Annotated in this window: 11 protein-coding genes; 5 read left to right on the forward strand and 6 right to left on the reverse strand. The window is 70.5% G+C overall.

Features of this window, described 5'->3' with window-relative positions; translation table 11 throughout:
- Positions 1-281 precede the first annotated feature (281 nt).
- Together ADL15_RS47885 and ADL15_RS47890 are read right to left on the reverse strand one after the other, a co-directional pair.
- Positions 282-1,196, reverse strand: a complete 915-nt coding sequence (locus ADL15_RS47885) for an alpha/beta fold hydrolase (protein WP_232345057.1) — start codon at positions 1,194-1,196, stop codon at positions 282-284.
- Positions 1,197-1,327: 131 nt separating this feature from the next.
- Positions 1,328-2,416 carry an aldo/keto reductase gene (locus ADL15_RS47890; protein WP_067707193.1) on the reverse strand — a complete coding sequence of 363 codons (1,089 nt, stop codon included), beginning with the start codon at positions 2,414-2,416 and terminating at the stop codon, positions 1,328-1,330.
- Positions 2,417-2,495: 79 nt separating this feature from the next.
- On the opposite strand from ADL15_RS47890, the gene ADL15_RS47895 reads away from it, so the two are divergent.
- Positions 2,496-3,089 carry a TetR/AcrR family transcriptional regulator gene (locus ADL15_RS47895; protein WP_067707196.1) on the forward strand — a complete coding sequence of 198 codons (594 nt, stop codon included), beginning with the start codon at positions 2,496-2,498 and terminating at the stop codon, positions 3,087-3,089.
- 2 nt (positions 3,090-3,091) lie between these two features.
- The gene (locus ADL15_RS47900) at positions 3,092-3,691 is read left to right on the forward strand and encodes a TetR/AcrR family transcriptional regulator (protein ID WP_067707197.1); all 600 of its coding nucleotides are present in this window, start codon (positions 3,092-3,094) and stop codon (positions 3,689-3,691) included.
- A gap of 644 nt (positions 3,692-4,335) precedes the next feature.
- On the opposite strand, the gene ADL15_RS47905 is transcribed toward ADL15_RS47900, so the two are convergent.
- The 3 genes from ADL15_RS47905 to ADL15_RS47915 all read right to left on the reverse strand — a co-directional run bounded on the left by ADL15_RS47905 (position 4,336) and on the right by ADL15_RS47915 (position 8,191).
- Positions 4,336-6,318, reverse strand: coding sequence for a hybrid sensor histidine kinase/response regulator (locus ADL15_RS47905; protein ID WP_067707200.1), 1,983 nt, complete (start codon positions 6,316-6,318; stop codon positions 4,336-4,338).
- Positions 6,315-7,628 carry a hypothetical protein gene (locus tag ADL15_RS47910; protein ID WP_067707253.1) on the reverse strand — a complete coding sequence of 438 codons (1,314 nt, stop codon included), beginning with the start codon at positions 7,626-7,628 and terminating at the stop codon, positions 6,315-6,317. The genes ADL15_RS47905 and ADL15_RS47910 overlap by 4 nt, the downstream gene beginning before the upstream one ends.
- Before the next feature lie 149 nt (positions 7,629-7,777).
- The gene (locus ADL15_RS47915; RefSeq protein ID WP_157442069.1) at positions 7,778-8,191 is read right to left on the reverse strand and encodes a hypothetical protein; all 414 of its coding nucleotides are present in this window, start codon (positions 8,189-8,191) and stop codon (positions 7,778-7,780) included.
- Positions 8,192-8,852: 661 nt separating this feature from the next.
- Between ADL15_RS47915 and ADL15_RS47920 the strand changes: the two genes are divergently transcribed.
- The 3 genes from ADL15_RS47920 to ADL15_RS47930 all read left to right on the forward strand — a co-directional run bounded on the left by ADL15_RS47920 (position 8,853) and on the right by ADL15_RS47930 (position 10,695).
- The gene (locus tag ADL15_RS47920) at positions 8,853-9,083 is read left to right on the forward strand and encodes a hypothetical protein (protein ID WP_067707204.1); all 231 of its coding nucleotides are present in this window, start codon (positions 8,853-8,855) and stop codon (positions 9,081-9,083) included.
- A gap of 286 nt (positions 9,084-9,369) precedes the next feature.
- A complete protein-coding gene (locus ADL15_RS47925) occupies positions 9,370-10,086 on the forward strand; it encodes a hypothetical protein (RefSeq protein WP_067707207.1) in 717 nt (238 codons plus the stop codon).
- A gap of 90 nt (positions 10,087-10,176) precedes the next feature.
- Positions 10,177-10,695, forward strand: coding sequence for a hypothetical protein (locus tag ADL15_RS47930; RefSeq protein WP_157442070.1), 519 nt, complete (start codon positions 10,177-10,179; stop codon positions 10,693-10,695).
- A 336-nt stretch (positions 10,696-11,031) separates the two neighbouring features.
- Here the strand turns inward: ADL15_RS47930 and ADL15_RS47935 are convergent, their stop codons facing one another.
- Positions 11,032-12,699 (reverse strand): sensor histidine kinase, encoded by a 1,668-nt coding sequence (locus tag ADL15_RS47935; protein WP_232345070.1) that lies wholly within the window; start codon positions 12,697-12,699, stop codon positions 11,032-11,034.
- Positions 12,700-12,733: the final 34 nt, after the last annotated feature.

The raw sequence follows: 12,733 nt of genomic DNA on the forward strand, positions 1-12,733 counted from the left end.
GATCCGGTAGGTAGGAACAGGCAGCGTCCCGGCCGCGTACTGCCGTCGAGCGGTGATGTACGCGATGCCGGTCGACGACGCCCACTCCTTCAAGTTCACGAGAGCATCATAGCTGCCTCAAGAACGCCAAAGATGCTCAACACGCCAGCAGTTAGCTACCCCCAGCGGTCCGTGCCGGGCCTCTGCCGGGAACAGCCGATCGCGTGCGGCTGTCGCCCGCCGGCGGGCGGTAGACGGCCGCAGGCACCGACCGCGCCCTGCGGCCGACCCGAACCCCGCGGTCAGCGGGTGGCGAGGGCGGGCCGGGCGGCCAGCCAGCGCAGGGTGCGGGGCAGCTCCGGCATCGCGTCGAAGTGGGCCGCGCCCGGGCGCACGTCCAGCTCCGCGGTCTTGCCGATCATGTCGGCGAGGTAGCGCGAGTGGGTGGCCGGGGCGAACGTGTCCTCGCCGCCGTGCCAGACGCGGACCGGGGTGGTGATGGCGCCCAGGTCGACCTTCCAGTCGCGGCGCAGGGCCAGCACGTCGTCGATCCAGCCGTACGGTCCGTTTTTGATCGCGTCGCGGTAGGACAGCCGCAGCTGGCGGCGCAGGGCCGCGTCGCTGACCACGCGGTGGTCGGCGGTGGTCATCTGGTCGGTGAGCAGACCGAGCAGGAAGTCCGGGTCGACGTCGATGCCGGAGGCCCGGCGGCGGATCTCCGACTCCAGCTCGGCCGGGTCGGTCACCGCGTTGCCGAACTGCTTGTGGTTGTCGCCGTTCATCCCCTCGTACCAGCCGGGTGCGCCGGCCGGGGCGAGGCTGACCAGGACCGCGACCCGGATCAGGCGGTCGCGCAGGTTGCCGTCGGCGGCGCAGGCCAGCGCGTGCGGGCCGCCGCCGGAACGGCCGACCACCGAGAAGCGGTCCAGGTCGAGCTCGTCGGCGATGGCCCGGACGTCCTGCGCGGCGTGCGCCACGTCGCGGCCCTGCACCCGCTCGGACTCGCCGTAACCGGGCCGGTCGTACGTGATCAGCTGGATGCCGAGGCGGTGCAGGACGATCCCGCGCGGGCGGGGGCCGAGGCGGCTGCCGGGCGTCCCGTGCAGCAGGAAGACCGGGAAACCGTGGGCGGGGCCGAGGACCTCGTAGGCGATCCGCCGGCCGTCCTCGGGACGGTGCACGATCCGGGTCGCTGACGCGGCGTCGGTCACCGTCACCCGCCTTCCTTGCGAAGCTGACAGCGTCCGAGCCTAAACCCCCACGCCCAGGTACGCCATGAACTCGTCCAACAATCCTCGGCCACCCGCACTGACCAGCGACGACGCGCGTTACCCGAAGGTGTCTCGGGTCAACCCGCCCGGTTGACCACCGGAGCGCTGAAGCTCGCCGGCCGGTCGGACACCGCCAGACCGGGGCTGGCCACCCAGGACTGGTACTGCGGGGTGAACATCGAGTACAGCCCCGGGACCTGCGGCGCGCTGGCCTCGTCGAGCCGCGCGCGGGCGTCGGCCGGGATCACGAAGTCCAGCGCGGCCAGGTTCGTGTCCAGCTGCCCGGCGCTGCTCGCCCCGATCACCAGCGACGTGATCCCCGGCTGGGTCGCCGCCCAGTTGAGCGCCACCTGCACCATCGGGCGGCCCAGGCCGTCCGCGACGCTCTGCACCGCCTCGATGACCCGCCAGTGTTCCTCGGCGATCGGCATGCCGGAGCCCGGGTTGCTCAACCGGCCCTCGCCGGAGACACCCGCGCCGGAGCGCCGGTATTTGCCGGTGAGCAGGCCACCGCCGATCGGGCTCCAGGCCGTCAGGCCGATCCCGAGGCTCTGCGCCATCGGGACGAACTCCGGCTCGACACCGCGCGCCACCAGCGAGTACGGCAGTTGCACGGTCACCATCGGAGTGAGCCCGTGCGCCTCGGCGTAGCTCTGCGCCCGCGCCGCGTACCAGGCCGGCACGTCGGACAGCCCGGCGTAGCGGATCTTGCCAGCCTTGACCAGGTCGTCAAAGGTGCGCACGACCTCCTCGACCGGCGTGATCCGGTCCCAGGTGTGCAGCAGGTAGAGGTCGAGGTAGTCGGTGCCGAGCCGGCGCAGCGAGTCGTCCAGCGCGCGGATCATGTGCTTGCGGCCGTTGCCGCTGGCGTTCGGGTCACCGGGGTCGACGGTGTTGGTGAACTTGCTGGTCAGCACGAGCCGGTCCCGGTTACCGGCCTTGTCGATCAGCCGGCCGAGGATCCGCTCGCTCTGCCCCGCGGTGTAGAAGTCCGCGGTGTCGATGAAGTTGCCGCCGGACTCCACGTACCGCCGGAAGATCGGTTCGGCGTCCTCCTCGGTCTTGCCGTAGGCGGCGTGGAAGCCGTCGACGCCGAAGTTCATCGTGCCGAGCGCCAGCCGGCTGACCCGGAGTCCGGACCGGCCGAGCAGGTAGTACTGGTTCATGAACTCTCCTTCTAGACTGCGTAGTCCAGACTTTGACCGGCAAAAAATGGACCCGCCAGTCCAGAAGAGCGGAGGGACCGTGCAGCTGACCCGCAAGGGCGCCGAGACCCGGCAGCGGATCGTGGCCGGAGCAGCCGACGAGGTCCGCGACCGGGGCGTCACCGCGCTGACCCTCCAGGACGTGCTGGCCCGCACCCGCACCAGCAAGGGCCAGCTGTTCCACTACTTCCCCGGCGGCAAGGACGAGTTGCTGCTCGCGGTCGCCCAGCACGAATCCGACCAGCAACCCTCCGCGGAAGACCTCACCACCTGGGCGGCCTGGCACGACTGGCGCGACCGGGTCGTCGCGCACTACCGCGGCGCCGGCGAGCGCTGCACGCTCAGCGACCTGGCCGCGCAACCCGCCCGCACCGCACTCGGCGCGCAGGCCGTGATCGCCCGGCTGCTGGCCACCCGCCAGGCCCACCTCACCGCCGGCATCCGGCACCTGCAGGCCACCGGCGAGATCGACGCGGAACTGGACGCGGATCGCGCGGCCGCCGCCCTGGTCGCCGGCATCCAGGGCGGCGTCGCGGTACTGATGGCCACCGGCAGCACCGCGCACCTCGAGGCCGCGCTCGACATCGGCATCGCCGGCCTGCGGCCGCGCTCCACCCCCGCGAAAGGTTGCTGATCATGTCCGGGCTGACCGCCAAAGGGGCCGCGACAAAAGCCCGCATCGTACGGACGGCCACCGACCTGATCCTGGAACGCGGCGTCGGCGGCATGACCCTCGACGAGATCCGGGCGGGTACCGCGACCAGCAAGGGTCAGCTGTTCCACTACTTCCCGGACGGCAAGCGCGACCTGGTCGCCGCGATCGCCGAGTTCCAGAGCGGCCGGGTGCTCGAGGCCCAGCGCCCGTGGCTCGACCAGCTGGACAGCTGGGAGTCCTGGCACGGCTGGCGCGACGCGGTGATCGCCCACTACCGCACCCTGACCCACCTGCACTGCTCGATCAGCGCCCTGATCACCGAGCTGACCCCGGCCGACCCCGCGCTCGCCGCCACCGTCGCCGCGCACGCGGACCGGTGGTTCGATCACCTGGCTGCCGGCGTACAGAAAATGCGCGCGCAGCGCCGGATAAACCCGGCGGCGGACCCGCACCGTCTCGCCATGATGGTCTTCACCGCGCTGCAGGGCGGCCTGCTGGTGATGCAGGCCAAGAACGCGATCGAGCCCCTCGAGGCCGCGCTTGACGGCGCACTGCTCGCCCTGGAGAGCCACCGGATCTGACCCCTCTCAGCCCGGCCACAGTCGTCGCGGTCAACGCCCTCGTCGTCGGGCTGGTGTCACCGGGCGATTCGAGGCTCCGTTCGCGTACCGTCTCGGGCTTTTCCTGTGGGACGCGGCCTTGACGTTCTCGCTGGCCTGCACGGCCCTCGGTGTCCTAGTCCCACGGTCGACAGTGGTACAGCAACTGGTCGTCGGATACCTCCGCGGATACTCCGGCCTTCAGGCCGGAGAGGAAACGGACTCCCCGCGGAGCAAGTCAGGGGCAGCCGGTTCGCCGCCAGGGCGAATCCGGCGTCGGACACCCGTGGTGCGCGAGTGAACAGGTGTGCTAATTTTTTCGGGCCCGGCCAGCGATAACCAAGCCGGTCGGGCCTACCGCCGGGCTGGCGGGAAGTTACGTCTGTGGAGACTGCAGAAGACCGATGGGCGGTCCACCGTCCCTCGCCGGTAATCCGGGTCGGCAGCGATCGGTGAAGCAGAAAGCTCAACCCGCGAGGGTGGAATCCCCCTGCGTCAGCTGGGGGAGATGTCAAGATTCCGGTGCTGTTCGCGGCCTACGCCGCTCTGACCCGCCACTGGAGAATCCCGAAGCTGGCGGTGGTTTCGCTGTTGTTCGGTGTGCCGACCGCGGGGTTCGCCCTGGCCTACGTCGGAGGCTGAGCCGCCGGGGCGTCGGTGACCAGCCGGTACACCTCGTTGAGCAGGCCCTGCTTCTCGAACGGCTTGCGGAGCAGCGGGGCGTCGGCCGGCAACTCCTGCCCGCCGGGCGCCGGGCCGCTGGTGTAGCCGGACATGAACAGCACCGGCAGGTCGGGACGGTCCCGCCGCAGTTCCGCGGCCAGCTGGGTGCCCGACATCCCCGGCATGATCACGTCGGTGAGCAGCAGGTCGAACGCCAGCCCGTCGTCGCGGCACATCCGCAGCGCCTCGGCCGGATGCGGCGCCGCGAACACCCGGTAACCGGCCTTCACCAGCAACCGGCAGACGATCTCGCGGACCGCCTCCTCGTCCTCGACCACCAGGACCCGCCGCCCGTCACCGCCGAGCCCGGAGGCCACCGGCACGGCCGCACCCGGCCCGGCCACACCCTCGACGCCGGCCGGCAGCCGGACCCGCAGCGTCGTGCCGTTGCCCGGCTGCGACTCCAGGCTGATCGTGCCGCCCGCGTCGGCGACCACACCGTAGGCGGTGGCCAGCCCCAGCCCGGTGCCACTGCCGCGGCCCTTGGTCGTGAAGAACGGCTCGAACGCCCGGGCCAGGACCTCCGGCGTCATCCCGCAGCCGGTGTCGGTCACCGCGAGGCTGACCTGATCGCCGTCACCGCCGTGCTCGAGACCGGTGCTGATCGTCAGGCGCCCGCCGGACGGCATCGCGGCCCGCGCGTTGAGCACCGCGTTCATCACGACCTGCTCCAGCTTGCTGCGGTCCATCACCACCGGCGGCAGATCCGCGACCAGCGCCGTGCCGAGCTCGATGTCCTCACCGAGGGTCCGTTCCAGCAGCCGCAGCATGTCCGAGGCGACCGCGTTGAGGTCGAGCAGCTCCACCTGCGACGGCTCGGCCCGGCTGAACAGCAGCAGCTGACGGGTCAGCCCTGAACCGCGGGCCGCCGCGTGCTTGATACCGGCCGCGTCGGGCAGGCTGGGATGCTCGTCGCCGAGCTCGTCGACCAGCATGTCGGCGTATCCGGAGATCACCGCGAGGATGTTGTTGAAGTCGTGGGCGATGCCCCCGGCGAGCTGCCCGAGCGAGTCCAGCCGCTCCGACTGGCGCAGCTGCTGCTCGAGCTGGGCGCGTTCCTGCTCCGCGACGGCCCGCTCGGTGACGTCGCGCAGGATGCCCTCGACCGCGACCGGCGCGCCGGCGCCGTCGGTGGCCACACTGGCCCGCTGCTCGATCCAGGACACCCCACCGTCGCGGCGGCGCAGCCGGAACGTGGTGGTCGCCGAGCGCGGCGCCTGCCACGACTGCTCGAAGACCGGCCGGTCCTCGGGCTCGACCCGGCTCGCCATCAACCCGGGATCGGCGTAGAACTCCTCCGCCGCGAAACCGGTGATCGACTCGACCGCCCGGCTCAGGTACTCCATCGCCGGCGCCGGCCCCGTCCGGTAGCGGAAGATGATGTCCTGGGCGTGCTCGGCGAGCAGCCGGAACCGTTCCTCGCTGTCCCGCAGCGCGGCCTCGGCCCGGCTGCGCTCGGTGATGTCGGTGGAGATGCCGGCCACCGCGTACGCCGTGCCCGCCGCGTCGATCAGCGGGAACTTCACGGTCAGGTAGGTGCGCACCCCGTCCTCGCCGGGCGCCTGTTCCTCCATCTGCACCGGCAGTCCCCCGGCCAGCGCCTGCCGGTCGTTGTCCCGGAACGCGTCGGCGACCTCGGCGGGGAACAGGTCGTGGTCGGTGAGCCCCACGATGTCCTCGCGCCGCAGGCCGAACAGGCGCTCGTACTCCCGGTTGACCAGCAGGTACCGCCCGTTCGCGTCGCGCATGTAGATCACCGCGGAGGTGTGGTCGATCAGCGCCATCAGCTGGTCGCGGCCCAGCCTGAGCATCGGCTGACGCGTCCCCCCGGTGCCCGGCGCCCCGGTCGGTCCGTCCACCTCGCCCCCGTCGTCCGTTCCGCTCATCCGGCCGGTTCCAGCACGACCGGCGCGGCCGCTCCCCGCCCGGAACGTACCCCTGGATCGGGCGGGCCTTCCGGGTTTTCCGGCATCAGCACCGGACGCAGCGCGGTCAGGGTATGCCGCTGCCGGGCCCGGGTGAGCCGTTCCAGGAACGTCTCGGTCATCCCGGTGGTGCCGGCCCGGTTCGACACCAGGCGCCCGTCGCCGAGCCCGGCCTCGTCGCGCCGGCGCTGCGGCTTGAACAGGAACTTCTTACTGAGCATCAGGTGCGCTCCGGAGACCCGCGCGTGCATCGCGAGCAGCCGGTACCAGTCGATCACCGCCGGGTGCCGGGCGATCAGCCGGCGCAGGTCACCCTCGTCGCACAGCCTCATGTCGCACTCGTCGAAGCCCAACGCGGCCAGCAGCCGGCACGGGAGCGTGGGCAGGTTCATCAGCTCGGCGATCTCGTCGCGTTCCCGGGTGAGCAGCGCCGGGAACAGCCGCCGGGCCAGGCGGTCGTAACCGGGTTCGGCGACGCCGAGCAGGAAGTCGCGTTTGAGCGCCTCCGGGTCCAGGGCGCCGCTGGGCGGGATGTCGTCCACGGTCCAGTGCGCGGCGAACTGCCGGAACACGTCCATGAACATCTCGGCGTCCATGCTCTGCTCGGTCGGCAGCGCCCCGAAGTCGACGAACAGACGGCGCAAGGCATCCAGCAGCACGGTGGCCTCCTGCACCCGGTGGCGGGCGTCCGCGCCGGTCAGGTCGGCGTGTTCGCCGGTGAGCGGCTGCAGGAAGCAGTTGACCGCCATCTCGATCGCCTCACCCTGTTTGACCAGCAGGAAGAAGCGCTCCTCCCCCGGCGTGCCGGTATAGCTGCGGATCCGCCCGTCGTCGAAGAGGCCGGGCAGTTCGGCCACCACCTCGCCGCGCAACCTCACCCGGATGGTGCCGACGTTCCAGCGCACCAGCGACGCGTAGCTGTCCCGGACGTAATGGCCGGTGCCGGTGTGCTCGGCCAGCGCGGCGAAGTAGGTCCGGAACGGTATTCGCCCGCCGACGAGCAGCGACGTGAACGCGCCTTCGGGATGTTCCCGCCCTCCGGGGGTGCGTTCCTGGTAATGGCGGGCGACCGAGGCGCCGATGAACCCGAGGTGCACCACGAGGCGCTGCGCCTGCACCGCCGTCAGCCGGGTGGTGCACGGCAGATGGCGGAGGACCTGCTCGCTCACCTCGGTGACCAGCTGGTCGGGTGAAGCTTGATCGTGCAGGATCGCGTCGTTGAGCCGGGGTAGTTCGTCAAGCACCCAGTCGCCGACCTGTTCCGGAACCATCCGGACCATCACCTCCGCGGAATTCTCACCCTTCCCATCGGCTCAGTCCCGGCGGCATTGAGCGAGGACCGCCCCGGCCGGGTCGCACCCAGCGCGTGATCGGCGATCGGGCGCGTCCCGCCCGTCCGGTGCGATCCGTGACGAACGGCTCAGGAGGGGCCGTCGGTGCTCCTGACCGCTTGATCGATCAGGGAGATCACCAAAGCAAGAGCACCCATCCGTACGGCCAGAGCCACATGCGGACGCGAGTGCCCGGACCGGGCCAGGCCGGCCAGCCAGCGATTCCGCAGCCGATGCCGCCCGACCATCAGCAGCACCCCGGTAGCGGCGACGGCGACCGGCTTCGCCGCCCCGGCGAGCCCGGCCCGGGGGTGCGCCGGGGTGCGGGCCGGACGCGGCTCGGGCGTGTCGGGGCCGGTCGGGACAAGTGCGTAGGCGGCGGCCACGATCCCGACCCGAGCCAGCCTCCGCTTGCCGGTGGACAGCTCTCCGGCAGCCACCCAGGCACCGACATAAACGGCTTGAGCGCTCGCCCAGGCCAGCGCACGCGGCACAGTTCTCATGCCGCGACGGTAGAAGAAGCCAACAAGACCCCCGGCGCACGGCCGACCGCGCCGAAACCCGCCCTGCGCCGCGGCCAGCACCTGCCGGACCCGCTCGGCTCCCAAGCGAGCGCGGCCGCTCAATGCCAGTGAGGCGGCAGAAGTCCACGCTCACCACCGAAGGGGCGGCAGAAGTCCGCGCTCGCCGCCGAAGGGGCGGCCAGGGTCCGCGCTCGCCGCCGGTGGGCGGCAGAAGTCCACGCTCACCAGCGAAGGGGCGGCAGGAGTCCGCGTTGGGTCGGGTTCAGGGGCGATAGCGGTCCGCGGTCGAGTTATGCGTGCGCTTGTCGCCCGCGGGCGGGCGGTGAACGCACGCGATCTGGCAATGCGGACTCCCACCGCCCTCCCCCGCAGCGGCACTCACCGCCACCCGGTCACCACGCCACCGCCCGGACCGCCCGCATGCTCCGCGCCCCCGGCTGGTGCTCAGGGGTGTCTCCCTGTCCTCGAGACACCCCTGAGAGCAGCCGGGAACCGGAAGCTGCCCGGCCTGGCCCGTTGGCCTGGTTTTGAAGCCCCGGCCTATCCTGCAGTCATGGTCATTGATCCGCGCGAACGGATGAGCGCCGCGTTCCACCCCTATTAGGTGGCCGCGCCCGCGGCCCCGAAAGGGGTTTCGACCATGTCTCGCACCGACAAGGACGGTCCGGGTCAGCACCGCACCGGCCTGCGCCGGCTCCTCGGCGGCGGCCCGCCCGGCTGGTTCGTCAAGCACGTCTGGACCGACCGCGAACGTCAGGCGGCCCGGGTGGCGTGCCGCAACGCCGCGAAGGAGTACCGCGGCACCGGAATCGTCGACACCGTGCCCACCGTCCGGCAGCATCGCCACGGCGCCCAATGGCTCTGGTGGTGACCGCAGGCGCCCCGTTCCGGCAGCACGCCCGTGCCGAGAGTGCGCTCCGTGCCGGGACGCACCGCCTCCCTGGCATCCTAGGAGGCTGGGATCCCAGCCCTGGGTCTGGACGGACGCGCTCGGCGCGCTGCCCGAGGACGCTCCCGGCCGTAGGCAGTGGCTCGCCGGCGCCGCCGTCATCGCCGCCCACCGCGACCGGTATGCGATCCACGGCGACGAACCCATCGGTCCGCAGCCCTCCACCCGCGACCCGGCACGCTGGGCCAGCCGGCATCGCGCGCAGATCGTGCTCGGCGTCGCGACCCTCGCCGGACAGATCACCGCCGCACCCGACAGCGAACTCCGTACGCTGATTGACGCGCAACGCGCCGCCGACCAAGCCGCACCGCTATACGTCAGCGGCAAACTGCGGGTAGCGCACACCCGACTGGTCGCCGCCGAACAGCATCTACGCGACACCCGCCTCACCCTGGCCGCCGCCCAGCACCAGGCCACCCAAGCCACCGCGACCGCCCAGGCGAGCACACCGCGGTGGTGGCATGCCGGCCCCCTGCGCGCCCGCGCCGCCACCGAACACCACACCGCCCGCGTCGCCGCGCTACGCGCCTCCGCCAGTGTCGAAGAGCTACAGAGCCAGCTGGGCGGCGCCGAAACGCGGGTCGCTTCCGCCCGTGAAGACGCGACCGTCCTCGAGGATGCTCACCACGACTGGAACCGCTGGTACCAGCAAAACCTGCCGACCCGCTACGCCGGCCTCGCCGCAGCCGCAGAAACCGCGCGCCGGGCGCACCGCCTCGCCGCCGGCACGAAAGAACTCGGCGAACAAGTCCGGGCAACGACTGCACGTGTCCGCGCGGTCGACACCACCCAGCCGAACCCGCATAGCCGACCGGTTCGCGTGCACCTGGGAGCTGACGCCGACGCCGCGTACGAGCGCATCACCGACGCCACGAACGACGCGGGCCGCCAACCCGATCACGAGATGGACATCGACCGTGACTGAACCGACGCCTATTGACCGTGGCCCGGCCCTCGCGCGCCCGTTCATCTGCATTCCGCAAGACCCCGCAGCGTCGCACCCGGGCAGGTATTGATGAGTGGCTATCCTTTTGCTTTCGTCGATGAATCTTTCATCTCCGGGGGCGGTCATCCGGGCGTGTATCTGTTCGCCGGCGTCGTCGTCGACAGCGACGACCTGCCCACCGTCATAGGCGCTGCCCGCCACGCCGCAGCCGATCATCGGCCGTACCACTCCACTGCCCTTTACAAGTTGGGTCACATCACGCCGATCGAGGACATGCTCGACGCCGTCCATGCTCATGCCGGGTGGGCGTTCCTCACCGTGCAGGCACCCCTTCCCGGCCCATCGGAATCGGACCGTGAGGCCGCCCGGCAGGTAGCCCTCGGATGCCTGTTGCAGCAACTCAACGAGCAGAAGTTTCGTGATGTAGTCATCGATACACGGGCGAGCCAGCGTGAACAGGTGCAGATGCAGCTCGCCGGTCGCAAGGTTTTCGAATCTGACATCCCTGATGTGACCACCTACCACAGCCTCTCAACGGAGGGACCACGAACCGTAGCCACGGTCCCGGCTCCGTCTTCACGAACCTGATGCAACAGATCGAATCGGCCGGAAACGACGCCATCCAGCAGCACATTCTCCGCGCCTGGTGATGGTTCATAAGCCTCGCCTGCGAAAGGTGTCAGAGGCGCCTGGCTGAGATCCAAGCGGGGGACTTCACGGTTGCCGACCTAGCGGGGAACCTTGCGCCCGCAGCTCCCCGGCGCCCGCCCAGACAGCCCGCGAAAGGTCCGCACGAACGCCGGCCCGCGCTGCCGGCCACGAACACGTCGAGCCGCCACCGAGCTCTACGCGGCAGATCCGCGCACCGAGTTGCGCTTCACAAGCAAAGCTCGGCAGCCAGCCAGCCAGCCGGGCACGCGCGGCTTACGTTCCAGGGACTCTGGGCGAGGAGTCAGAGTCGGCGGGGATTGCCGTGGCAGGCAGCCGTACCACGAAGGTGGTACCGGGCCCGGTGTGCTCGCCCAGGGTGATCGTGCCGTGGTGGCGTTCGACGATCGCGCGGGTGATGACCAGACCCAAACCGGTCCCGGGGATGCGATTGTCCAAGGCGGTGGACGCCCGGTAGAAGCGGCGGAACAGCCGGGGTTGTTCCGCGGGGGGAATGCCGATCCCGGTGTCGGCGACCGTCCAGGTGATTATCTGGCCGGTGTCAACGCGGCCAGCCGTGATAGTGATCTCCCCGCCGGCGGGGGTGTACTTGATGGCATTGGTGAGCAGGTTGTCGGCGACCTGACGTAGCCGGTTAGGGTCGGCAAGCAGGTCGAGCCGTTCGGGCAACCGAACGGTGACGGTGAGCTGTTTTCCGGCGGCTGGTGCCGTGTTCGCCTGCACGGACTCGCCGATGATGGCGCACAGTTCCGTGTCGATGAGTTCCACGGCGAGGTGTCCGGATTCGAGGCGGGCCAGGTCGAGCAGGTCCTCGGCCATCACCGACAGGCGCTGCGCGCTGCGCGCGATGATGCGTAGGTATTCGCGTTGCTGCTCGGTGGTCAGTTCCTCGAGTTCGTCATCGAATACCGTGACGGCGCCGCTGATCACGGCGAGGGGGTTGCGGAGTTCGTGGGTGACCATGGCAACGAACTCGTTCTTGGTGCGGGCCAGTTCCAGAGCGAGTTCTTCGGCCCGGCGCCGTTCGAGGTACTGCCCGACATGAGCGGCGAGCCCGCCCAGTAGCCCGAGCAGGGTGTTTTCGGGGTCTTCCACCCGGTTGCCGTAGACGCATAGCGCGCCGAGCGTCTGCCGGCCGGTGGACACCGGCACACCGACGGCGACGCGCAGCCCGACACGCGCGGCGGCGCTGCTTCGCAACGACGCCCTGTCGGTGCTCAGGTCCCTGATCCACCGGCCGGTGCCGTCGGCGCAGATCTGGCCGGGCAGCGCCACGCCGAGTTCAAGGACGTTCAGGGCGAAGTCACCCAGCTGCTGGCCTGCTTCGACGTGGCGGGCCGCGCAGGTGAGCACTTGCCGGTGATCGTCGACCAGCCACAACTCAACGACCGACCAGCCCATCTTCATACCAAGGGCCTCGACCACCCGATGCCCGGCGACGGTGCTGGAGTGCGCCTGGGCAAGCCCGAGGGCGATGGCGGCTTGGACATCGGCGAACTGGGCGGCCCGCCGCGCGTTGGTGATGTCGTGAGCGAAGGCGTGGAACACTCGCCCGCCCGGCTCCTCGGTGACGGTCAGGGTCATCTCAATCGGGAACTCGTGGCCGTCGCGGTGCAGTGCCGCCAGCTGAAGCTGCTGTCCGAGGACTCGACTGGGATCACCGGCGGCAAGGCGGGACAGGTGGGCGAGATCAGCGCGGTATGCGTCGCGAAACCGGACCGGGATGATCAGGTCGGTGAGGTCGCCTTCGGAGACCTGCGCGGCGGTGTACCCGAAAACGTTCTCAGCAGCTGAATCCCATCCCCGCACCCCGCCGTCAACGCTGGTGGCGATGTAGGCCTGTGCCGATACCACGAGCAAGGTCTGCGCCGGAGAAACCACAGCGTCGGCGTCGTTGACTCCTGCGGACATGGCTTGCGTCATCACGGCCTCTCAGGATGGCCTGACCTCGGTGACC

Origin of the sequence: Actinoplanes awajinensis subsp. mycoplanecinus, assembly GCF_001509495.1 — a bacterium.
Classification (GTDB): Bacteria; Actinomycetota; Actinomycetes; order Mycobacteriales; family Micromonosporaceae; genus Actinoplanes; species Actinoplanes palleronii.